This is a genomic window from Lactobacillus helsingborgensis, assembly GCF_000970855.1.
GTDB lineage: Bacteria > Bacillota > Bacilli > Lactobacillales > Lactobacillaceae > Lactobacillus > Lactobacillus helsingborgensis.
In genome coordinates this window covers 64,962-88,687 of record NZ_KQ034047.1, presented here as the reverse complement: position 1 = coordinate 88,687, position 23,726 = coordinate 64,962, and the positions used below count along the sequence as shown (strand labels likewise).

26 protein-coding genes are annotated in these 23,726 nt (G+C 34.4%); 21 read left to right on the top strand and 5 right to left on the bottom strand.

What is annotated here, in order from left to right; genetic code table 11:
- The 5 genes from JF73_RS06360 to JF73_RS06340 all read left to right on the top strand — a co-directional run bounded on the left by JF73_RS06360 (position 1) and on the right by JF73_RS06340 (position 2,994).
- Positions 1-798, top strand: coding sequence for an energy-coupling factor transporter transmembrane component T family protein (locus JF73_RS06360; RefSeq protein WP_046327480.1), 798 nt, complete (start codon positions 1-3; stop codon positions 796-798).
- Positions 798-1,583: a tRNA pseudouridine(38-40) synthase TruA gene (gene truA, locus JF73_RS06355; protein WP_046327478.1), complete on the top strand. Its 786-nt coding sequence runs from the start codon at positions 798-800 to the stop codon at positions 1,581-1,583. Before JF73_RS06360 ends, truA begins: the two co-directional genes overlap by 1 nt.
- Before the next feature lie 106 nt (positions 1,584-1,689).
- Entirely contained in the window at positions 1,690-2,133 is a 444-nt protein-coding gene (gene rplM / locus JF73_RS06350; RefSeq protein ID WP_038523686.1) for a 50S ribosomal protein L13, read from the top strand.
- Between the two features lie 11 nt (positions 2,134-2,144).
- Entirely contained in the window at positions 2,145-2,540 is a 396-nt protein-coding gene (rpsI, locus tag JF73_RS06345; RefSeq protein WP_034980394.1) for a 30S ribosomal protein S9, read from the top strand.
- A 97-nt stretch (positions 2,541-2,637) separates the two neighbouring features.
- A complete protein-coding gene (locus JF73_RS06340) occupies positions 2,638-2,994 on the top strand; it encodes a DUF6176 family protein (protein ID WP_046327477.1) in 357 nt (118 codons plus the stop codon).
- Positions 2,995-3,195: 201 nt separating this feature from the next.
- On the opposite strand, the gene JF73_RS06335 is transcribed toward JF73_RS06340, so the two are convergent.
- Positions 3,196-4,461, bottom strand: a complete 1,266-nt coding sequence (locus tag JF73_RS06335; RefSeq protein ID WP_046327476.1) for an ABC transporter permease — start codon at positions 4,459-4,461, stop codon at positions 3,196-3,198.
- A complete protein-coding gene (locus JF73_RS06330) occupies positions 4,458-5,141 on the bottom strand; it encodes an ABC transporter ATP-binding protein (RefSeq protein ID WP_046327475.1) in 684 nt (227 codons plus the stop codon). Before JF73_RS06330 ends, JF73_RS06335 begins: the two co-directional genes overlap by 4 nt.
- A 270-nt stretch (positions 5,142-5,411) precedes the next feature.
- Between JF73_RS06330 and JF73_RS06325 the strand changes: the two genes are divergently transcribed.
- The 7 genes from JF73_RS06325 to JF73_RS09330 all read left to right on the top strand — a co-directional run bounded on the left by JF73_RS06325 (position 5,412) and on the right by JF73_RS09330 (position 14,109).
- A complete protein-coding gene (locus tag JF73_RS06325) occupies positions 5,412-5,735 on the top strand; it encodes a PadR family transcriptional regulator (protein WP_046327474.1) in 324 nt (107 codons plus the stop codon).
- A complete protein-coding gene (locus tag JF73_RS06320; RefSeq protein ID WP_046327473.1) occupies positions 5,719-6,342 on the top strand; it encodes a DUF1700 domain-containing protein in 624 nt (207 codons plus the stop codon). Before JF73_RS06325 ends, JF73_RS06320 begins: the two co-directional genes overlap by 17 nt.
- A 20-nt stretch (positions 6,343-6,362) precedes the next feature.
- Positions 6,363-7,229 (top strand): DUF4097 family beta strand repeat-containing protein, encoded by an 867-nt coding sequence (locus JF73_RS06315; RefSeq protein ID WP_046327472.1) that lies wholly within the window; start codon positions 6,363-6,365, stop codon positions 7,227-7,229.
- A 626-nt stretch (positions 7,230-7,855) separates the two neighbouring features.
- A complete protein-coding gene (locus JF73_RS06305) occupies positions 7,856-10,453 on the top strand; it encodes a cation-translocating P-type ATPase (protein WP_046327470.1) in 2,598 nt (865 codons plus the stop codon).
- 560 nt (positions 10,454-11,013) lie between these two features.
- Positions 11,014-11,871, top strand: a complete 858-nt coding sequence (locus tag JF73_RS06300; protein WP_046327469.1) for a helix-turn-helix domain-containing protein — start codon at positions 11,014-11,016, stop codon at positions 11,869-11,871.
- Positions 11,872-12,043: 172 nt separating this feature from the next.
- Positions 12,044-13,333, top strand: a complete 1,290-nt coding sequence (locus JF73_RS06295; RefSeq protein WP_046327468.1) for a DarT ssDNA thymidine ADP-ribosyltransferase family protein — start codon at positions 12,044-12,046, stop codon at positions 13,331-13,333.
- Positions 13,334-13,338: 5 nt separating this feature from the next.
- The gene (locus JF73_RS09330; protein WP_052727779.1) at positions 13,339-14,109 is read left to right on the top strand and encodes a macro domain-containing protein; all 771 of its coding nucleotides are present in this window, start codon (positions 13,339-13,341) and stop codon (positions 14,107-14,109) included.
- A gap of 171 nt (positions 14,110-14,280) precedes the next feature.
- On the opposite strand, the gene JF73_RS06285 is transcribed toward JF73_RS09330, so the two are convergent.
- Positions 14,281-15,315, bottom strand: coding sequence for a linear amide C-N hydrolase (locus JF73_RS06285; protein ID WP_046327467.1), 1,035 nt, complete (start codon positions 15,313-15,315; stop codon positions 14,281-14,283).
- Between the two features lie 386 nt (positions 15,316-15,701).
- On the opposite strand from JF73_RS06285, the gene JF73_RS09715 reads away from it, so the two are divergent.
- Complete coding sequence (locus tag JF73_RS09715) at positions 15,702-15,839, top strand: hypothetical protein (protein WP_179853385.1); 138 nt, start codon at positions 15,702-15,704, stop codon at positions 15,837-15,839.
- Between the two features lie 135 nt (positions 15,840-15,974).
- Here JF73_RS09715 and JF73_RS06280 read toward each other — a convergent pair whose 3' ends face one another.
- Together JF73_RS06280 and JF73_RS06275 are read right to left on the bottom strand one after the other, a co-directional pair.
- Positions 15,975-16,559 (bottom strand): DJ-1 family glyoxalase III, encoded by a 585-nt coding sequence (locus tag JF73_RS06280; protein WP_046327466.1) that lies wholly within the window; start codon positions 16,557-16,559, stop codon positions 15,975-15,977.
- 36 nt (positions 16,560-16,595) lie between these two features.
- Complete coding sequence (locus JF73_RS06275; protein WP_046327465.1) at positions 16,596-17,252, bottom strand: HAD family hydrolase; 657 nt, start codon at positions 17,250-17,252, stop codon at positions 16,596-16,598.
- Between the two features lie 313 nt (positions 17,253-17,565).
- Here JF73_RS06275 and JF73_RS06270 point away from each other — a divergent pair, with 313 nt between their 5' ends.
- The 8 genes from JF73_RS06270 (at position 17,566) to JF73_RS06240 (ending at position 23,725) form a co-directional block, all read left to right on the top strand.
- On the top strand, positions 17,566-17,844 hold the full coding sequence (locus JF73_RS06270) for an autorepressor SdpR family transcription factor (protein WP_038523630.1): 279 nt from the start codon (positions 17,566-17,568) through the stop codon (positions 17,842-17,844).
- The gene (locus tag JF73_RS06265) at positions 17,831-18,466 is read left to right on the top strand and encodes an SdpI family protein (RefSeq protein WP_046327464.1); all 636 of its coding nucleotides are present in this window, start codon (positions 17,831-17,833) and stop codon (positions 18,464-18,466) included. Before JF73_RS06270 ends, JF73_RS06265 begins: the two co-directional genes overlap by 14 nt.
- Positions 18,467-18,898: 432 nt before the next feature.
- A complete protein-coding gene (locus tag JF73_RS06260) occupies positions 18,899-19,579 on the top strand; it encodes a histidine phosphatase family protein (RefSeq protein ID WP_046327463.1) in 681 nt (226 codons plus the stop codon).
- 55 nt (positions 19,580-19,634) lie between these two features.
- Complete coding sequence (locus JF73_RS06255) at positions 19,635-20,522, top strand: cation diffusion facilitator family transporter (RefSeq protein WP_046327462.1); 888 nt, start codon at positions 19,635-19,637, stop codon at positions 20,520-20,522.
- An 18-nt stretch (positions 20,523-20,540) separates the two neighbouring features.
- Positions 20,541-20,717, top strand: coding sequence for a hypothetical protein (locus JF73_RS09635; protein WP_222711717.1), 177 nt, complete (start codon positions 20,541-20,543; stop codon positions 20,715-20,717).
- Between the two features lies 1 nt (position 20,718).
- Positions 20,719-21,393 carry a 2,3-bisphosphoglycerate-dependent phosphoglycerate mutase gene (locus JF73_RS06250; RefSeq protein ID WP_046327461.1) on the top strand — a complete coding sequence of 225 codons (675 nt, stop codon included), beginning with the start codon at positions 20,719-20,721 and terminating at the stop codon, positions 21,391-21,393.
- An 89-nt stretch (positions 21,394-21,482) separates the two neighbouring features.
- Positions 21,483-22,418, top strand: a complete 936-nt coding sequence (locus JF73_RS06245) for an AAA family ATPase (RefSeq protein ID WP_038523616.1) — start codon at positions 21,483-21,485, stop codon at positions 22,416-22,418.
- A 140-nt stretch (positions 22,419-22,558) separates the two neighbouring features.
- The gene (locus JF73_RS06240) at positions 22,559-23,725 is read left to right on the top strand and encodes a galactokinase (RefSeq protein WP_046327460.1); all 1,167 of its coding nucleotides are present in this window, start codon (positions 22,559-22,561) and stop codon (positions 23,723-23,725) included.
- Position 23,726: the final 1 nt, after the last annotated feature.

The following is a 23,726-nucleotide window of genomic DNA, read 5'->3' as shown; positions in this document are numbered from 1 at the left end:
GTGAGTAAAATTTTAATCGGTCGTTATGTGGCTGGCGATTCAATAATTTACCGAATGGACCCGCGGGGGAAATTACTTGCAACTATTCTTTTTATTTTATTTGTCTTTCTGGCTAATAATCCTGTTTCCTATGTAATTGTCACTATTTTTAGTTTTGTTGCAGTTGCTGCGACTAAATTAAAGCCCAAGATTTTTTGGGATGGGGTCAAACCACTAATTTGGTTAATTTTATTTACCTCTTTTTTGCAGCTGTTTTTCACGGTTGGTGGGACAGTATATTGGCAGTGGACGATATTTGCTTTGTCAAGTTATGGTATTACTAATGCGGTGTTTATATTTATCCGTTTTACAGTAATAATCTTAATTTCAACTGTGATGACAGTGACAACTAAGCCGCTTGAAATTGCTGATGCTATAGAATGGTTGCTAAAGCCACTGAAGATAGTTCGTGTACCAGTTGATAAGATCGCATTAGTAATGTCAATTGCCTTACGATTTGTTCCTACTTTATTTGATGAAACGCTTAAAATTATGAATGCTCAACGTTCTCGGGGAGCCGATTTTAACAATGGGGGATTAATCACTAGAGCAAAGGCAATTACGCCACTGCTTGTTCCCTTATTTATCAATTCATTAGAAACCGCGATAGATTTGTCAACAGCAATGGAATCGCGTGGTTATCGGGGAGATCAAGGTAGAACAAAATTTAGAGTATTACGTTGGTCATATCTCGATCTAATTAACTTAGCCTATTTTATTTTATTATTGATACTTCTTTTAGTATTCAGGACGCATTAATGACAACAAGATATAAAATGACAATTGCTTATGATGGTCATCTATTTCACGGCTTTCAGTCCCAACCCCATCAAAGAACAGTACAAGGTACCGTTGAAGCTGCATTAAAAAAGATGACAAAAGGTAAAAACATTATTGTTGAAGGTTCAGGACGGACTGATGCAGGTGTTCATGCCTTAGGACAAGTCATTCACTTTGACTATCCCGATAAAGAAATTCCACCTGCAAGAATGATATGTGCTTTAAATTCAATGTTGCCGTTAGACATAGTTTTTAAAGAATGTGAGATCGTTAACAGCGATTTTCATGTGCGCTACAGTGCAAAAGGCAAATGGTATCGTTATTATGTTAGTTTAGATCGTTTTGTTGATCCATTTAAACGTTTTTATACAGGACATTATCCATATCCAGTTGATATTGACAAAATGAAAATGGCAGCCCGTGATTTATTAGGTACACATGATTTTACTAGCTTTGCTGCAAGTGGCGGACAAATAAAGAATAAAGTACGTACTATGTATTACGTAAACGTTGCTAAAAATGAGCAATCTAATGAAATTGTTTTTGACTTTATTTGCTCAGGGTTTTTATATAATATGGTTCGTATTTTAGTGGCAACGCTACTGGAAATTGGTAGAGGCAAACGCCCTGTAGATGATATTCCCCGGGTAATAATGACTAAAGATCGTGAGCAGGTAAGAGAGACAGCACAGGCAAGTGGCTTATTTCTATACCATGTTTTTTATGAAGATGTGCCAGAAAAATATCGTCTTGACAGGGAATAATATTGACTTTTGAGTTAAAAAGACTTATTATATTAAAGTATGTTTGTCCACGATAGGCCCCGGAATCTTATTGTATTCAAACAACGTAAAAACGGAGGAAATAAAATTGCGTACTACACAATTAGCAAAACCTAATGAAATTGAACGTAAGTGGTATGTTATTGACGCAACAGACGTATCTCTAGGTCGTTTGTCCACAGCAGTAGCAACTATCTTAAGAGGTAAGAACAAGCCTCAATATACACCAAATGTTGACACCGGCGACAACGTTATCGTAATTAACGCTGCTAAGCTTAAGTTAACTGGTAAGAAAGCTACTGACAAGATATACTACCATCACTCTGATTACCGTGGTGGCATCAAGGCCACTCCTGCTGGAGACTTGCTGGCTAATAATCCAGTTAGATTAGTTGAATTGTCAGTTAAAGGTATGCTTCCTAAAAACACTCTTGGTCATCAAGAATTCATGAAGATGCATGTTTATGCAGATGCTGATCATAAGCACGAAGCACAAAAACCTGAAGAATTAGACATTAATAAATTAATCTAGGAGGTTAAATAATGGCACAACAAGTTGCATATGCAGGTACCGGTCGGCGCAAGAATTCAGTTGCTCGTGTTCGTTTAGTACCAGGTAGCGGTAAGATTACTGCTAATAACAAAGATATTGATCAATACATTCCTTTTCCTAACTTAGTTAAGGATTTGAAACAACCATTAACTTTGACTGAAACTGAAAATCAATACGATGTTAAGGTTAACGTTAATGGTGGTGGCTTCTCAGGTCAAGCTGGAGCAATTCGTTTAGGAATTGCACGTGCTCTTCTTGAAGTAGATCCTGATTTCCGTGGACCACTAAAGAAGGCTGGTTTCTTGACACGTGACCCAAGAATGGTTGAACGTAAGAAACCAGGTCTTAAGAAAGCTCGTAAAGCTTCACAATTTAGTAAGCGTTAATCTATACTTATTACGTATAAGTTTTAATTACTAATATAAAAAAGGCATCAACACAAAGTTGATGCCTTTTTGTTTAAGTAGGTATGAGGAATAAGTAATGTCAAAAATTGAATTAACCCGTTTTCGTATTAAAAAGGGTAAGGAAGAAAAAGCACAAGAATGGATGGATTTTCTTAATAATCATCATCAAGACACAGTCGCTACTATGGCTGGAGAAAAAATGTTTGTGGAAACAGTTTTTAAAGAAGAATGTTCTGATGGCTATACATATTTTTACTGGTACTCTCTACAAGGAGAAGGAGGTAAAGCGGTTGAAGAATCAGACAGTTATATTGATCAAAAGCACTTAGAATATTGGAATGAATGTATTGATAATGCTTATAGACCGGTTGATATGAAAGTAATGGAAGATTTAATAGCTCCTAAAATTAATAAGATTATCCAAAGTGACTAAAGCAGAAATTAGAATAGCAAACTACTGGTATTATTTTGTCAATTTAGTGAGTCAAAAAATGAATGTCTTCAAATTGTTATTATTTAAGTAGCTACTAATCTGGCAGAACGATTGGTTCTCACTTATCTCTTTCATTAGTATTTAGCGTAAATTAAAACTATAGCAAAAAAACATCAGATTTTGTCTGATGTTTTTTGATTTTTATTCATATCTTAAAGCAGTGATTGGATCTAGTTTTGCTGCTCGTTTGGCTGGTAACGTACCTGCTAAAAAGGTAATTAGACAGATGAGACCAATAATTAGTAAGCTGCTTGACCAGTTGAATTGAATTAAAGTAAAACCGTCCAGTCCTTTTAAGAATGACTTAGCAGCAAAATTGTTTAAGGCGTTGCCTAAACCCATTGCCAGTAGTAAACCCAATGAAGAACCAAACAAACCAATTAAGATTGCTTCACAGCTGAATATAGAAAATACTTTACCCTTGCTGAGTCCTAATGCCTTCATAAGACCAATTTCTTTTGTACGATCTCTCACTGACATATACAGAGTATTGATTACTCCAAAGCTGGCAGCTACCAATGCGATGGCGCCAAAAACTATTAAAACCCCAGTGACTGCGTTGAATGTTAGGAAAAGTTCATTCACGGCTTCCTTAAGAGTCATACCGGAATATCCTTTTTTAGTCAAATTGTCCTCAACTTGCTTAATACTGCTGGCACTCTTGTTAACAGGAGTAGCAATGACACTAACATATTTATCTTTTAATGCTTGCGGAAGACCTTTTTGGTTGGCTGCAACTATTTTTCGTCCTAAGTCATTACTGTAAATGGCAAAACCTTTTGATACTATACTATCATTTCTAACTCCGACAACAGTAGCAGATATTTTTGCTTTTTTCTTAGTCACGGGTGATTTTGTCACTAAAGTTACTTTTTTACCTAGAGCATCTTGTGCATTTTTGAAGCCATAAGATTTAACCATTGGTTTAGTGATTAAAATCTGGGACTTTTTCCCACTAGTTGCAACTTGGTGACCAACTTCCAAATCATAATTGATTCCTTCCGTTATTTGAGCAATTATAAGATATTTAGTTTTATTAGGGCCTTGGACATAGTCAACATCACAGTCCTTTAACGCTTTAAAATCTTTTAAGCCTTTAACTGATTTGATTTTTTTAATGTCGTTTTTGTCCATCATACCATCAGCGTTTTGACTGCTCTTCTTGGTATTATATTTTTGAGGCTCATTCGTATCTTGACTGGAACTCTCAGGCAAAATAGACATTTGCTCAGTTTTACCAATATTGCCGACCTGCTTTTTCAAATAATCATTAACACCATTATTAATACCCATAGTAATGGCAATAGTTAAGGAGCCAATGAAAACAGCAATAATGGTTAGGAGTGTTCTCCCCTTATTGTGCCATAAGTTTGTAGCCGCTGAGTTAAGAATATCATGGAATCTCATTGCTGTGTTCCTCCTACTACTTGACCATCTTTAATCTGAATCTGACGTGCACACTTTTTTGCTAAATCAGGATCGTGAGTAACAATTATTAAAGTGATATTTTTTTCTTGATGTAGTTTAAATAAAATATTTTCAATATTTTCGCTAGTAGCTGAATCTAAGTTTCCTGTGGGCTCATCTGCAAAAATGATTTGGGGATCATTGACTAAGGCACGCGCAATACAGACCCGTTGTTTTTGTCCTCCTGATAAAGCACTGGCTTTATTTTTGACTTTACTTTCTAATCCAACTGCCTTTATGGCTCCCAGAGCTTTTGCACGGCGTTCTCTGCCTGTGACGCCAGCTATTTTTAGAGGAAGCATCACATTTTCTAATACACTGTCTTGAGCGTTTAAGAAAAACTGTTGGAAAACAAAGCCAAATGTCTGATTCCGTAGCTTATATAATGCTTTATTTTTAATTTTACTTGTGGGTTCATTATTTAGAAAGACGTCACCGCTAGTAGGGTGGTCAAGGAGAGCCAGGATGTGCATCAAAGTAGACTTACCTGAACCACTTTTGCCAATGATAGCAACTGAATCTCCCCGATTAATTTGTAAATTAATTCCACGTAAGGCGTCAAACTTAGTTGCGCCTTTGCCATAGATGCGAGTTACCTCACGAGTTTCAAGTAAACTCATAGATTTTCCTTCTTTCATGTATTACTGTAATACATATATAATACACCACGATTAAAAAAAGGCAAATATTTTTTAAAAATTTTTCAGCCTAAGTAAACCATGATTTCATAACTGTAGATTTTAGTTTTAGAAAAATATTGGACTAATGCTTTTTTAAAATAATTAATGGTAACTATGTCAACTTAAATTAAAAACTTGTGATAATGACTTGAAAGCTCCTTAATTAAGCTCTACAATATTATATATAATATAATATGGGAGGAAATAATTATGGCAATAGTAATTCCGAATCGTCTACTAGATGGCATCATTTTATCTTTTATCAAAAGAAATAATCTCTATAGACGTGTTATTACAGAGCAAGCTAAAGCGTTCTTTGGTATTTCCGAGCCTACGATCTATCCAGTTCTCAGGAGATTAAGGAACAACAGATTTTTATCAGTTTATTCAAGGCCTTTTCAAGGAAGAACTAGAAATTATTATCAGATTACATCCTCTGGTAAGTCAGAATTAAAAGTAATAAAAAAAGAATGGCAAATTTTCAGCACTAAAATGAATCAAGTTATGGGAGAAGAAAATGAACAGAATAATTGATAATTATATTTTGCAATTAAAACAATATCTGATTGATCTGCCTAATTCAGATTTAAAAGACGTTGTGCAATTTTATCAAGAATTTTTACTTGATGGCAATTACCACAATGAAGCAGACATAATTACTGAGCTAGGAACGCCTAAACAATTAGCTCGAAAAATCATGGCAGACTATTCTGTTTCGGTCCCTGAAAAAGAAGAAACACAAAAAACATCTTCCAAGTCTAGTTTAAAAACTATTTGGGTTATTTTATTAGGAGTTCTGGCAGCGCCAATCGGCATACCACTAGCTTTGGCGGCAGTAGTAGTGATGGTAGCTGTATTGATCGCTTTAGCGGCAGTCTTTATTGCTCTTGCTATCGTTATTACGTCTCTATTTGTCTCTGGTGTTTTTATATTGGTTAGGTCGTTTGGACTGCTTTTTGGCGGCAACTGGGCATCAGGCTTTTTCTACGTCGGAGGAAGCATGGTTTTAACATGTGTCAGCTTACTGCTATTTCCAATAATTATGAAGTTTATCCGTTTCTTAACTGCAGAATGTGCTGCTTTTTTTCAACATATTGGCAGAAGAATTTTCAAGCAGCGTTACTATAAAGTTAATGCTTAGATGGTAAAGGAGGATTAAATATGAGAAAGTTTTACCGCATATGTGGATTGGCTTTAATTGTTGGTCTGGTTATGATGCTCGTTGGTTGGTCTAATAATGGTGTAAAACCAATAATCGCTAACCATAATCACTTTACCTTGAAAGCTATTGATAATACTAAGCTCACACGTACATACGTCTCAAACCACAAATTTAATAAAGTTTTTGTTCAAACTGATTCCTCAGACGTTTTTCTGCATTCAGGCAAAAAATACCAAGTTACAGTTACGGGTGTTAATCCAGACGCAGTACAAGTTAAATTAGCCGATAACCGTTTGGATATATACGAGCCCAGACCTGTTGCAATTAATTGGCGTAAAATTGGCTCCAGAATTGATGTAACTGTTCCTCAAAATGTTCACTATACTGAATTTGATAGCAACAGTGATCACGGAAATATCAGTTTAAAAGACCTGAAAGCTAAGGCATATTTTATAAGTTGTGCAGACGGTTATCTGGATATTGACAATATTGATGCCAAAAGTACAAATTTATCAGCTGGGGGCAGCCATAGATCAACACTTAATAACTCTGATCTGGGAGAGGCAGTTGTTAAGATAGAAGGTGGCTGGTGCAAGCTTTTAAATTCTCGTTCATCAATGACCCTTGATGCTTCCGACTCAGATATTAAAATTACCAATTCACAACTCAGCAATAAAAATTCTTTTACTTTACAAAGTAGTAACTTAGTTATTAAAAATGCACCTAATCTGAGTTACCAGCTTACAGCGGATGGAAAAGCAATTAGGTACAAAAATTCAAAGCCTTATGAAAACTTTATCAAAAAGAATTCGAAGAAAAATTTTCTTTTAGCTGATTCAACAGAGGGAACGATTACTATTAAATAAGATCTATCTTGGGTGCCAGCTATAATCAAATAGCCCTGAAAGTTAAAAAACTTTCAGAGCTATTTTTATAGTTAAATTTTGAAAGAAAAAATTACGATAAAAAGCTAGTTACTAATTTATTAGCTTTGATGGTTCTGTCAGAAAATACAGGTAACAAGCATTTGTAAATGCTAACTAATTTATCTACTGGAGCTATTAAAAATAGATTTTGCTGCCAGAATTTAAATAACAAAAAGAGTGCTTTAGCAAAAGAGAAGAAGCAATTTAAATCATATAATGAAAACATTATAAGCATAAAAATAGCCAAAAAATGTCAGTTCCTGTATACTATTATTAAGCTTTTATGGGAAAGAGGAAGTTTAGTTTAGAAATATTTTTTTTAAACTAAAGGCAATTTTAGAAAAAACGTTGTTAATTAACAACAACTTTTAATAATCATGTAAGCAGAAAACTTCGGATAATTATCAGAGGCTTTCTGCTTTTTTAAAAAATAAAAGAAATATTGTCTTTACTGCATTAATCAAGTTTAGCTTTTTATAAAATCGGCTTAATTACGATAAATATTGCTTTTCTATTCAAACAGCTTAATTGTAAATTTAATTTAATCGAATAATGGAGGAGATAGCATGTCCCAAAAGTCAGAACTACTATTCAAAATAACCCCCAAGTCCGGTTTAACTGATGCTGAGGTAGAACAAAAGCGTGTTGAGTTTGGCATTAATGAGCTGCTGGAACAGCGGCCGGTACCGTTATATAGAAAAATATGGCATCACCTCAAGGACATTTCGTCGTTAGTACTATTGCTGGCAGTAGTCTTAGCAACATATATGGCTATTTTTCAAAACGGTGGCTGGACCAAGACAATTGTAATTAGCCTGATTTTAATAATTAATGTTGTAATCGGCTTATATCAAGAGGCTTCAGCTGAAAAATCTCTAGCTGCTTTAAAAGCAATGAGTTTGCCAACAGCTAAGGGTAGACGCAATGGTCGAGATATTACCTTAGCAGCTTCCGAATTGGTGCCTGGTGATTTAATCTATCTAAATACTGGTGATCAGGTTCCGGCAGATGCGGTAATAATAGAAGAAACTAACTTAACTGTCGATGAAGCAATTTTAACTGGAGAAAGTTTAGCAGTTTCCAAAACAAACTTTAAAGCAGAAACTAATTTAACTGACGATGAGCGTATTTTTTCTGGAACTGCTGTTGTAGGTGGTAGTGCGCTAGCTCAAGTTACTGCAATCGGGATGGCAACCGAGCTTGGTAAAATTGCGAATCTTTTGAATAAAACCCAGAAACGACAAACTCCTTTGCAGGGCAAATTGGATAGTTTATCAAAATGGATGACTCTTTTTGCTGCATTAGGCGGAGTGGTAATTTTTTCTTTAAGTATGGGAATGCAAAATAAGGCTTTAGCGGATAGCCTGATGATCGGACTATCTTTAGCAGTTGCAGCCGTCCCTGAAACTTTGCCAATTATTGTGACAATCAGTCTGTCACGTGGTGTCAAAAGAATGGCTGACCGTAACGCTATTATCAGACATATTGGCGCCGTTGAAACGATTGGTAATGTTGACGTGATTGCTACTGATAAAACAGGCACTTTAACTCAAAATAAAATGACCATCACTAAGTATTGGACTCCAGAAACTGATATTAAAAAAGCGGCTGATTTACCGGAGGCTGGTCAAAATTTATTAAAGATGTTAGGTTTAGCTAATGACGCTAAAATTATGGAAAAGGACGGGTCAAAAGAAGTCATTGGGGATGCTACTGAAATTGCGATTGTTAACTGGTTAAAAACGCAGGGAAGTTCGCGCCAACAACTAGAAGAAAAAGCTCCCCGAATTGCAGAAGATCCTTTCGATTCTGCTAAAAAAATGATGACAACTGTTCATCGTTTACCTAATGGTCACTTGTTGGTGATTGCAAAAGGTGCCTTAGATCGACTGCCTTTGACGCAAAGCAAGGTAATTGAAGCTGGTCAAAAGGCTCATGATGATCTGGCTGCTGCCGCTTTACGAGTACTTGCCGTTGGCTATAAAGTATTGCCAGAAGATGCAGATCCAACCGCTTGGAAAGAAATTAATTCAAACTTAAAACTTGCGGGTCTGATTGGTTTAATTGATCCTCCGCGACCAGAGGTAGCTGCAGCAATTGCCAAGGCTAGACAAGCTGGTATTAAAACGGTAATGATTACTGGGGATCACCTGGTTACTGCTAAAGCTATAGCAGAAGAAATTGGCATTTTGGACTCGGGTCAAACGGCAATAACTGGTACTGAATTGAGTGAAATGTCAGATGCTGAACTAAAACAAAGCATTCAAAATATCAGTGTCTATGCCCGGGTATCGCCGAGTGACAAAATTAGGATAGTTCAAATGTGGCAAGAGCTTAATAAAACTGTTGCTATGACAGGTGATGGTGTTAATGATGCACCAGCGTTAAAAGCCGCTGATGTTGGTATTGCGATGGGAGTCACAGGTACTGAGGTGGCAAAAGAGGCGGCAGATATGATTTTGACTGATGATAATTTTGCTACAATTATTAAAGCTGTTGCAGAGGGTAGAACAGTTTACCAAAACATTATTAAGGCCGTAGAATTCTTAATAGGTGTCAATTTTGCCCAAATTTTCCTAATGGTTATTAGCACAATTTTTGGCTGGGGCGCGCCGTTATTAGCAGAACAATTGTTAATTATTAATGTTCTTGCTGACGGAATACCAGGATTCTTTATCAGTAAAGAGCCTAGCGAACCAAATATTATGGCTCAAGATCCAATAGGTAATGACGAAAGTCTTCTTGGGCGGGGGTTAATGCAAAGAATGATTATCCGCGCAATTACTTTCACAATTTTAACTCTGGGCGTTTACGCTTACGGCAGATTTGTTATTTCAGCTAACAATCCGCAAGTAGGGATGACTTTAGTTTTCTTAGTTTTAGCTCTTGGTTCAATGATTGATATTTATGCGATTAAAGATTCGCAACCAATATCTTGGCAAACTTTTAAAACGAATAAAATGCTTAATTGGGGCTTATTACTAAGTATGACACTAGTTATATCGCTGACGGTTTTACCGCATCTGAGACAATTCTTGCATCTAACTTTATTGCCTATTCAAGGCTGGCTGGTTGTTCTGTTTGGAAGTTTAATACCGATTTTTATTCTAGAACTAAATAAGCGGCTGACTGGAAACTTGCAGTTAAATTTTGAAAATAGTTAAATAATATTGTTGTAATATATATTTAAAAAGCAGAGATTAACTGTAGTAGTTAATCTCTGCTTTTTATTCTAGTTTTATATTTTTGATTTCCGTAAATAATTATTACAATTTGTTTTTTGAGTTTTAAAAACTGAAACAGAACTATTTTAATTCAGCTTTATGCGCTATAGTCTTTTTTCTTTTACAACCGTTACCAAAGCTGAAAATTTTGCTAATGATCAACGGCCAGTAATAAATCAGGTAAAGAAACCTATGCCTATTCTAACTATCGTTATTGGTTGCTAAATAGATTTAGTATCTTAATATTAAAAAAGCGGTTAAAAGTAAGAAAGCTTTTAACCGCTTTTTTGATGAAAAGAATAATTTAAGCTATTAAACGCCTAGATAGCTATTTACTAGTAGCAAAAGCAAGACTTTACTTGTGGTAAAATCAATTTATAAAGTGAGAAATAGCATTAAAGACATCATTAAAGTTAAGTGGAACTAACTCTAATGATCCTTCTAATAATATTGCGATAATAGATAAGCTATATAATTTTCTTTTCAATTGAGGAACCTCCATGCATGATAATAAATTTGGAAAAAAATTCAAAAATTTGCGTAAACAAAAACATATTAGTTTGGATATGGCAGCTCATGATATTACATCAAAATCATCTTTGTATTATTGGGAAATTGGGAAAGCTAATATGTCCTTTGAAAAAGTAATAGCTATGCTTGAGCGTATGCAAATTAAACCTTCAGAATTTGTTACAGATAGCTTAACTGATAATTTTGACTATAAAAAAATAGTTTCTGCATACAATGGTAATGATGACAGCGAGCTTAAAAGATTGTCACTTTTATACTTAGACGCTAGTAGGCGTAAGCCATTTGACAAAACTTTACTAATTAGAGCAGCGATAGCCTGTAGTTGTCTAAATTCAGATACAAGAATCAACTTATTTTCAAAACAAGATACAAATAGGCTGATAGAACTATTGTCTGAAACTCAAGCCTGGCATTATGCGGATATTTTCAATTTTGCAAATACCCTCTATGTTTTGCCTGGAAATCGTGTTTATGGCTTATCAAAATTAATAATAACTCAATTTAACAATAAAACTAACGATTATCAGTGGCAACATGCAGCTATAACAGCACTTACTAATGCGGCTTTTTCATTACTTTTTAATGACTTTCAAGATGCAAAAAAATTGATTGCAGAAATAAGTAATTTAAACCTAGGTAATAATTTTGCTTACGAAAAGATTCGATTAAAGTTCATCAAAGAGCTTAAGCGATACATAATAACTAAAGATGACCGAATAATAGAACAAGTATTTTTCCCTGCTCTTAAATTTTTTGAATTGGATCAACTTAGATTAGCTTTCGAAAAAACTTTTGATCAAATAAGAAAAATATATGATTACCAATAATCCAAACCATTTAAATAATACTATTATTTATGTTGTCAAAACGTTTTTATTCATTATACCGAACAAATAAAGCTATTTTGAAGTATAAAGTCTTATCATAATCTAGGTAAAATAATAATTAGAATTTTAATTTATATAAATAATTATATAGATTATGAAGGAGATAACGAAAATGAATAGTCATTTATCTAATCAGGCATTAAAAAATTATCGAGATGCGTTTGAAATTCTTTCAAATTCACAAAAAAATGTGGACAAAAGTTGGTATATGGATGTTAGTAAAAAAGGGAATACTACGGGTCTTATTTGGCACTTCACTGATATTAATAACATGGCCAATATTCTTTCTTTTTCAAAAATTGGATCAAAGAATTATTGTCGTACAAATAATTTATCAGTAAATGACAATGCCTCGACACTTGTAAATGAATCACTGACCAAAAAATGGGTTCATGACTATGCTCGTTTCTATTTACGGCCAAAGACTCCGACGCAGTACCGTAATGAAGGAATTTTTGGTGAGACAGGAGAAAAAAATAAACGATTATTAAGAAACGGAGAATTATGGGTGAAAAGGCCAGCCCATTTACCAGTACCAATTTTTATTACCTTTAGTTTGAAACATTTTCTGGAATTAGGTGGTTTTGTAACTAAAAGAAGTTTGGCAGGCAGTAGTATAAGTGAAAACTTTATAGATGAAATAGATAAGGACTTATCAAGTTTAAAGCAGAATATTACTGATATCTATGATGATTATAACAGCAAAAATTATATTAAACAGACAGAATTCATTATGAAAGATTATTTGAAATTTTCTCCTGGAGATATTAAAAAAATATATGTTCGTACTGAAATTGAAAAACTTTCTTTACTGACAATGTTATCCGAACATAATGCTAAACTTTTCAGTAAAAAAGAACAACATGAAGAAATTGATATTGATAAGTATAAGGATAAAATTGTTGTCAAACCTGATTTGTTTTTCCATGATGCTGGAATGCTAGTCACTAAGAAAAATGTTCAACCTACTTCACATACAATGTATCCAAAATGTTTAACTAAGGTAGAAAAAAATGATAAAATAACTAAGCTTTCTACCTATACTTACACTAAAAAATGGAACAACGGCAAAAGCAAAGGAATGTTTAATGTTACGGTAAATAACTTAAAGAGAACCGAAGTTTTTGTCAATGATATTAACAATGAAAAAAAGCTAGTTGGCGTTTTTCATGATCCTGATTGGATTTTAGACGTCAATAAATGGTCTAAAGGAGATAATAACAGATATTATTCTAGGATCTATCATAATAATAAATATTTTACAATTTATCGTAAGGTTGGGGAAAATGATTGGTATTGTAAAGGAAAAGACGATCAGCCAATAGATTTCTTGAAACCGGAAGAAAAAGAAATTTTAAAACAAGTTGAAGAAAGCTATAGTATAAAAGATATAGAAAGCTGAATTTAATGATTATTTATACGGATGAAAATTTATTTTTATCTCCAGCACAAACTTTAGTTAATACAGTTAATACAGTTGGAATAATGGGTAAGGGCTTAGCAAAAGAATTTAAAAAATACTACCCCGATATGTATAGAAAATATCGTTATTTGTGTCAAAATAATAAACTTAAAGTAGGTCAATTGCAGCTTAGCAAAGAAGAACCAGAAATATATCGCAAAAAAGAAACTGGTAAGTACAGGTATCGGTGGGTTTTAAACTTTCCAACTAAAAAAAATTGGCGGTATAAATCAAAAATTGAGTATATAGAATTGGGTCTAGAAAAGTTTGTGAAAGATTATCAGAAAAAAGGCATCAAATCAATTTCTTTTCCTCAATTGGGTATAAAAAATGGAGGATTATCGTGGGCTGATGTAAAACCAGTAATGGAAACCTATCTAAAAAAAGTTGATATACCTGTGTATATTCATATTTATCATCCTGATAGTGAAACAAATAATAGTTCTAATTTGAAAAAAATAAAAGAAAATTTAAATAATAGACACGATGCTTGGGAAGCGAACCCCTATTTAGATCTGAAAAAGCTAAAGGAAAATAATCAAATAAATTGTGACGGCATTGTATTACCTGATTCTATGCTATATAAAAAAGATGTTGCTTTAGAAAATATAAAAAAGCTTTCCGTAATGGATCAAAAAAATTCAAACTTAATTTGGTTACAAAAGGATACGAAGAATAGATCAAGCAAAAAGGGAGAACAAATGAATCTTTTTTAACGCACCATGTGACAGTATATATCAGTGATTGTATCAAAATAAAATTAATTAAAGAATATATTTTTTAGAGAACGTCAAAAGGAATAATTACAGTTAAACTGTAATTATTCCTTTTTTTAAAATTATGAATATAAAATAATTATATTTATTAAAATATCGTTAATTAAGTATTTAAGCTAAGGCCTTTTGTTTCTTAGTTTCCAAAACTTTAAAGTCATGCTGAATAGGCTGTGTAATTTTAGTCGTTGTTTCAGAATCCAGAACAAATTTTGTCATTGTTGGGCAATCTTCAGGTTGAATATATAAACTTCTATTGGAAACATCATATCCTGCCCAGTAACCAGAATAATCACATTTATCCTCACCTTCGTGAAGATGCTCTAATCCTCGTGGAATCATGACTGATTTAAAGACATTATATAATTGCGGAATTCCTTGATCAGAATGAAATGGTGCTAGGAATTTAGAAATAAATGTTCCTCGAACAAAACGCGATGGTGCGGTATAATCTCCAGGCAATCCTAATAAACCTGACCCACTTTCTATTTGTTTAATGTCTAGTTGATCGGTAATCTGGTGATGACCTAAATTATGGTTAGTTAATTGCAGGTAATTACGCAGATTGTCAAGATGCCAAGGATATTCCGGACTATTGGTCATTACACCGATACCGTCGTAAATTTTGAATGCGCCGTTATTAACCGGTTCTAAAATTACGCTCTTACCACTGGCGTCACTGAAAGTATAATGCATTGGAATTGGTGTAGGGATGCCGGTGTCTGCATCCTCCCAATCAGGATAGTTGGTCTTTTCTTGACCCAAATGCTTGAATGCTTCTTTAATTTCAGCAATACTGCCAAAATTACTTAAGACGTAAGCAACTACTTCTTCACCAATTATCGGTTTTAATCCGCGCTTTTTAAGATTGGCTACTGAATCCCAAGAGGCTTCTTCTAAGAATTGAGCATCTCCGACAATGCCAGCGCTATTTATACCATCGTTAAAGAAAAGTGAGTCATTGACATTAATCCCCATAAAAGGATATTTGGTAGTCCAGCTTTGATGCAGTCCGTTCAATTCATAATTAGCGGGAAAAGTAGTCATTTTACTATCTGCACTGGGTTTAAACGGATCAAACGTAAAATCCATTGTGCGTCCCCAAAAAACGTCACCACTATCTGACTTAATCGCAATAGTCGTACACATAATCATACCTCCTATAATCTTTCCTTTTTAAGCGTAATTTAATTTTATCATGTATTTAATATGTTGCTTAAAAAAATACCTTTATTTATGAATAATCTTATAGTTAATGAAGTAAAAAATTATGTGAGTTGTTCTCGGTTTGACTGCTAGTTAAATAATGCAAAGACTGTAAAAGCTGGTAATTAACATTATTACTGCTGCATAGTTTGCAAAATGTGAAATTAAGGAGATCTTGTTATTTAAAAGAAGAAAGTTTTAGCAAATGATAATTTATTGCAAAAATCTCTCCCTGCTGGTTAAGCTAGCTGATAGACGCCTTAATGTAGAAAAAGAACGGAGTTTTTATTAAAAATTTCGTTCTACTATCTGATATGAAGGAGAACGATATGACAACTGTCAAAAATTTAGCTGTAGCAAACCACCAACCTATTTTGCATAATTTTACGTATCTTATTGCAGTTGAAGTATCCACAGGGAATTTGACTTATTTGCATAAAATGCCCCAATACACTTTTCATAACTGAATTTTGGTAGTTAGAAGGGGAATTATTCTGCTCCTAATATTAACTCAAATAGTGGTCTGAGTTCTGAGCAATAATAATGGCAAAATAAAAGGGTGAAGCAAAATGCTTCACCTTTTTATGATCACATATTTGACTTTACAAACTGTCTTGAATATTCTCAGCCAGATAATCATATAACATTCCAGCCTTTAAATCTTTGGTATTAATGCCAAGCGCCTCAGCAATTGCATAAGCAAACGCCCAAGCAGTTGCGGGGCCGCGACTGGTAATGATCTTATGCTGATCATCTGTAACAGTTATGTTTTCTTTAAAGTGTCCGCTAGGAGCATCCTTTTTTGTTTGTTTGTCAAAGCCAGGGTAACAGGTGTAATCGGCATCAGCTATAACGCCATAACGGGCCAGAGCAATAGGAGCGGCACACATTGCAGCATCCCATTTGCCTTCTTCGTGCCGCTTAACCATTAAATCTGCGAGCTTTTCATTGTCACGCAAATTTTCTGCGCCAGTCGCGCCACCAGGGAACGCCACTATGTCATAGTCAAGTAAACTTTCATCAACTGTTTTGTCACAGGTAAGTTTGATGTTATGAGCACCATTAACAGCAGTGTTATTTAATCCGACCATATCAGCTTGAACGCCAAGACGGCGCAACACATCAATGATACTTAGTCCTTCAACTTCTTCACAGCCATCGGCAAAAACTACAGCTACTTTTTTCATTTGTTTTACCTCACAATCCTTTTCTTTTATTATAAACTAGCTTAATTCTAGGTAAAATAATAAATCGTTTAATTTATTTAAATGTAAAGTTGGGTGCGGGCTAATCGGCATTTTTACTTTCTTAGGCGCTAGCCAGAGTGACTGTATTTTGGCATTCTCTGCAGCCTGAATTTCATCTGCTAAGTCAGTTCCGATTACTAAACTAGTTGCGAACGCCAAGTTTTGTTTCTGCAAAATGGTGGTCAAAACTTTTTTATGTGGCAATTTTTCCGTAAAGTCATCTTTAAAATAAGCAAACGGAAAATAATTTACCAACTCTGTGTTCTTCATGCGCTGTAATGCTACTTTTTTGTTCTCTTTTGCCAGCAGAATTAGTTTAACCTTGCAGTTAACTTTGTTTAAAAATGGCAATACTTCTTTATTCAAGCGATTTTGCTTTTGTAATTCTTTGATAAAAATCTGCCCTGCATCTTGCCAATTTTCATGAAAAAATGTTTGTAAAATTAATTGTATGCGGTCTTCAAAGCCAAGCAACTTATTATTTTCTCGTACAGAATTATATTTTAAACGTTCACTGGGACCAAAATCTCTGCCAGTTGACTTTAAAGTTTGCTTTAATGCACTTTGTTCAGCAATCTTTTCATCTAATAAACTGCCCTCAAGAATAAAAATTAATGTTTGAAATTTTGCCAATTTTAATTTCCTTTCTCCCAATACCTATCTGCATTATAGCGATCTACTATAGCGATTTAAAGTAGCTCATTAAAATCAAACTTACAGGGTTTAATGATACTTTTGCGGACAAACCGTTATTTAAAACAGCAGCTGAGGATTAATCTATATCATTTATGTGTTCTAAATAAAAAAACTGCCAAACTGTTTTTTACTTCAAACATCACTAAAAAACATAATTTTATAATAGTTAGTCATTGCTTTTTTATAAAAAAATGATACTATTTAGACAAATATCTAATTAGATATTTGTCTAAATAGAAAGGAAACTAATGTGAGTTTTGAAACTAGTTTTAAAGCATTGTCCGATCCAGTGCGTCGCAAAATATTGCAGCTTTTAAAAAATGGACCAATGTCGGCAGGAGACATTGCTAATCATTTTAATATGACAAAAGCTACTATTTCCTACCATCTTAATATGCTGAAAAAGGCTGATTTAATTGAAGAAGAACATGAAAAAAACTTTATTTATTATTCGCTAAACACTTCTATTATAGAAGAAATTATGAGTTGGCTGGTTGATTTGAAAGGAGATCATGATGAAAAAGAATAGTATTCGTCAAACTGAACTAATCTCGCTTCTGCTAATTTTATTTCCAGTTTTGACCGGAATATTTTTATATAATCGTTTGCCGCAAAAAATGGCTACACACTTTGGGATGACTAATATGCCAAATGCTTTTAGCAATAAATTATGGGTCATTATTGGTCTGCCTTTTTTGGGAATTATCCTTCAAGTAATGGTCTTTTTGATCTTACGCAATCAAAAAGAAACCAAAAATCTTGATTTTAAGATAGTTAATATTACGCTTTGGCTTGTTCCTGTTATTACTAATATCGTAAATCTGTCACTTTATGCCTATGCACTGGGTCATAAAGTAAAAGGTTCCTTTATACTTAGTGCTTTTTTGGGCCTGTTCTTTATTATTTTTGGTAATTATTTACCTAAAGTTAGTCCCAATCATGTCGTTGGCATTAGATTACCATGGACTTTGAATAATACGGAAAATTGGCGTAAAACACACAGATTTGCCGGATGGATCTTTTTTATCAGCGGCATTGTTCTGCTTCTAACTTCTTATTGGGAAATGTATTGGACGGTTATATCCGTCACTATTATAGTTATTTTGTTAATAACTTGTTATTCTTATTCGCTTAGTAAAAAAGGTTATTAAAATGCGTAGCATAATTTAAATATGAAAAAGCTCCACAATGAGAGACTGAAATCTATATTGTGGGGTTTTATTTTCTTAATCATTTTAAAATAGGTGTAAAAGTAGTAAAACTAAAGTTGGTAATAAAGTTCTAAGTAAGAAGAACTGTTGTTTTTTGTATGTGTCACCACTTTCTGGAATGGCAAATAAGATAGGTTAACTGTTTTAGATAAATACGATAAAAGCTTTATCACAAAAACTTTTTGCGTTGCAATATTGATTAATCGAGGGTATGTATATTAGTCATTTTGGTATGGATATTTTACATACACTTCTTGTTTGTTACATCCATGTTTCTATTGCGGCTCTAGCTTTTATTTAAGCAGGGTATTTCATTTATAAGGCATATATGTTATAGTTTAAAGCACGTTATAATAGAAAGGGGAATGCAAATTGGCAACAGAAGTTTATTTTGTACGCCACGGTGAAACAATGTTTAACCAACTAAACAAAGTTCAAGGATGGTGTGATTCTCCTTTGACTGTCAAGGGCATTAATGACTTGAAGATAACTGCACAGGCGTTAAGCCAGGTGCATTTTGACGATATGTATTCTTCCGATTTAAAGCGTGCCATAGATACTGTACACCTGATGAAAGCTGCTAATCAGGTATCAGAAATAGGTAAAATTAAAAAGTTACCAGAATTTCGAGAAGTATTTTTTGGTTCCTTTGAAGGTGATGACATTGAAGGAACCTGGAAGCAGATTGCCTTAGCAGCAGGTATTGGTCCTGAAACAGATGTAACGAAAATTATCAATCAAGTTGGAATATATGAATTTCGGGAAGCTACTAAAAAAGCTGATCCTCGTCATTTGGCTGAAAATAAAAAAGAGCTTGATGAACGAATGGTACGGGCAATTAGCGTGTTACATGAGTTAGCAGTAGGTGACAAAAGAATTTTGTTAGTTTCACACGGAGATTTTATTAAAACATTGGCTATTAAATACTGGAACCAGAGCGATGGTTTACATGATATCATTTTTCCTAATAATGGCAGTGTTACCCGTGGTATACTCCATGAGAATGGTGATTTTGAAATTGTTGATTATAACGTTGATGCTGAAAATATGTGAAGTCCTGCATAATAGTAGGACTTTTTTTGTTATTAAGACTTGAAGGGAAAAAAAGATGAAGGATCATACAACAAAGCGGTATGCTTACGTGACAGTACTAAATATTATTATTACAGTCGCTGAATTTATTGGTGGCTTTGTTTCAGGTTCATTGTCGCTGTTATCAGACGCGGTCCACAATCTGAGTGATGTAGGTGCTATTGTCATTTCATTTGTTGCGCACGTTATTAGCAATAGAAGCAGGAATAAGAAGAAGACCTTCGGTTATGATAGAGCAGAAACGCTAGCAGCTTTTACTAACGGTATAATTTTAATTTTAATCAGTATTGCTTTATTTATTGAAGCAATTGAACGGTTTTGGCAACCGACCGAAATTAGTGGCGGAATTATGCTTGTTGTTTCTATTATTGGACTTCTTACTAATGTTGTTTCAATGCTGGTAATGAGACAAAGTGGTCAAAAGAATTTAAATGTCCGCTCTACTTTCGTCCATATGTTAAGCGATGCTCTGTCTAGTGTAGCAGTTGTTATTGGCGCCATTTTTATTTACTACTGGCACATCAGCTGGATTGATCCGTTAATGACTTTATTAGTATCTATTTTTGTCTTTCATGAAGCTTTTGAAATAACTGGTAAAGCTGCCAATGTTTTAATGGAATCTAATCCAGATATTGATTTAGACGAAGTAAATCGGATTGTCTTGTCTTTTCCTGAAATAAATAATATTCATCATGTTCATGTGTGGCGTTATAGCGACCGTTATGTCATGCTTGACGCACATGTCAATGTTAATCCCGATTTAACAGCTGGAAAATTCGAGCAATTAACGCAACAAATTAGTTCTAAGTTAAAAGATTTGGGAATTAACCATATCAACTTCCAAGCAGAGTGTAACCGTGGAAAAAATGATAAAATGATTGTAACTGATCGTAGTCGTGAGTAGCTAGGAGAAAAAATAATTTTGAGAGTTAGTATTTTTACTGCAGTAATCGTGTTGATAGTTGGACTTTATGACATTGCTTATGCTTACAACCGTCGATATCGCAATCATAACCATGGTGCTACACCTTTTATGGTGTTGGGCATAATTTTTACAATTAGCGGATTGGTCTTAATAGTAATGCACTGGGTGAAGTGAAATGGTAAAGTTGGTGCTTTTGAGACATGGAGAAAGTCTTGCCAATAAGTCAAATGTCTATACTGGCTGGAATGATGTTGCTTTGACTGCAAAAGGCCGAGCCCAAGCTGAAGCAGCCGGTAATTTAATAAATCTGATACCACAATATGACCCTACGCATATTCATACTTCGGTTTTAATGAGAGCGATTGTCACCGCAAATATCGTAGCGGATACCTGTCATTTTTTATATTTACCGCTTACCAAGACCTGGCGTTTAAATGAAAGACATTATGGCAATTTACGGGGAATTAATAAAGAAGAATCGAAAAAAATTTTTGGTAAGGAGCAGGTATTAGAGTGGCGACGTGGTTTTTATGCAATTCCACCTGCAGGTAAAAAAGTTAGCTCCAGACGATATGCCAGTTGTGACTATCACCTGTTACCACGTGCTGAAAGCCTTTATCAAACCCAACTTAGAGTGTGGCCCTATTATCAGGATCATGTTGCTAATAGACTAAAAATGGGAGAAGACCAATTAATTGTGGCACATGGTTCAAGCTTGCGTGCATTAATCAAAAAACTAGAAAATATCAATGATCAAGATATTATAAAATTAGAAGTACCCAATGCGGAGCCTATCATCTATACCTTCAATCCGCAATTGGAAATAATTGATAAAAAGATTTTACATTGACTTTGGTTCTTAGTAAGGAATTTTTCAGATGTATGTTAAAATTTATTACGATATCATTTGAATTATCATTCTTAGTTTGGAGTAGAGGAATGCGTAAAATATTTTTATTACGAGGCGCACCAGGCTCCGGTAAATCTTCTTTTATTTCTCGTCATCACTTACAGCCATACGCGATTAGTCGTGATCAAATTAGATTGTTATTGGCGAATTTAACCTATTATTATGAAGAAGATACCGATTGCTTACATCAAGTAATTCCGCGCTATGCGAATGAACGCACGGAGCAAGTGGTGGATTACCTGGTAGAAGAAAAGATGAAACGTGGCGAAACGGTTATAGTAGATAGTACGCATATTTTTCCTGAGAATATTGAGCATTATCAACCATGGATTGAACGTTATCGTTACGAATTATTTGTTGTTGATCTAATGTACCATAAGAGTTTGCGTAATTTGCTTAATCGCAACGAGATTCGCAGGCAATACGATTGGGTTAAGCCGGGTGTCATTAGAGAAATGTATTTATCATATCAGGAAAATTTAACACTGCCGGAATGGGCACACGTTATTACACCTAATCAATTAGGTAAGGCACTTTCGCAAAAGGAAAGTAATTTAGATCATTTTGCACATGTAGTAGCAGTGCCAGACAAGGTTGCGGAAGAAGATTTTCCCCATGTGCATATTTCTAACTTTTATTTTTCTTTTAACGATCTTTTTACTGAAAAATATGGTACTTACAGAAATGTTGTGACAATTGGTAAAACTCAAGATGAAGTTGTTAATCAATTTCGGTTACCGTTTTTTGTATTTAAATTTCATCACAAGCACTTTTTAATTTCGGCATATCCTATTAGAAATGAAATGCTTGATCCAATTAAAAAAGTAAAAAGTGTTTGGTCCTATTCGACGGGGCTAGTCAATCCCGCTGACTTTTTGGAGGTATTTCCCCAAAGTCAGCCGCAACATGTACACCAATTCAATCTAAGCAAATTACAACCTGACAGGTTATTGCATATTTGGTAACAACTATGAAAAGAGTTTCGGAAAACCGAAACTCTTTTTAAATATTGGGAATTTCCTTTCAAACATTGCTGGTGAATTATAATGAAGTATAATTGAATTGTCAGCATTTTGATAGCGCTTTTAGAAGGAAATGAATACAAATGAAGATTGAAGAACTTAAGCAAGAATTTAGTAATGTCTATCATCAGACACCTACTGGCTGCTATTTTTCTCCCGGAAGAATTAACTTGATTGGCGAACATACTGATTATAATGGTGGGCACGTTTTTCCATGTGCCATTTCTTTAGGAATTTATGGTGCTGCTAGTCCTCGTGATGATGAAAGATTTTGTTTTTATTCAGCAAACTTTGCCGATATGGGAGTAGTTGAAACGGACCTCCATGGATTGAAGTTTGTTAAAGAAGATTCTTGGGCTAATTATGCTAAAGGCATGTTACACTTTATGCTTGCTAGTGGCGCCAAAATTGAACATGGTTTAAATATTTATATTAACGGTAACATTCCTGATGGTGCGGGACTATCTTCCTCTGCTGCCTTGGAAATGTTAATTGGCGTCATATTGCAAGATCAATACCAGTTGTCTTTTGCCAAATTAGACATTGTGAAAATGGGTGTTAAAACCGAAAATGAATTTATCGGTGTTAACTCTGGCATCATGGATCAATATGCGGTGGCTATGAGTAAAAAGGATCATGCCATTTTGCTTGATACTGATAAAATAAAATCCGAATTAGTACCTTTAGACCTGAAAAATAATGTGATTGTCATTATGAACACTAACAAAAAACGTACTCTGGCAGACTCAAAGTACAATGAACGCAGGACTGAATGCGAAAAGGGTCTGCGATTTTTGCAGGAAAAACTAGACATTAAATCATTGGGAGAGTTAGATGATTTAGTGTTTGATGAAAACAGTTATCTTTTGCCAAACGAAAAATTGCTTAAGCGTTGCCGTCACGCAGTCTGGGAAAATGAGCGTACTTTAAACGCTGAAAAGGCACTACAAAAGGGTGACTTAACTGAATTTGGTCACTTAATGAATGCTTCGCACGTTTCTTTGGAATATGATTACGAAGTAACCGGTAAAGAGCTAGATACGTTAGTGCATACCGCATGGAAACAACCTGGTGTTCTAGGAGCACGTATGACCGGAGCCGGTTTTGGTGGGTGCGCCATCGCACTAGTTGCTAAAAATCGGGTAGAAGACTTTCAGAAACAAGTCGCAACCGTATATAAAGAAAAAATAGGCTACCTACCTTCATTTTATATTGCAGAAACTGCTGACGGTACGAAAGTTTTACGATAAA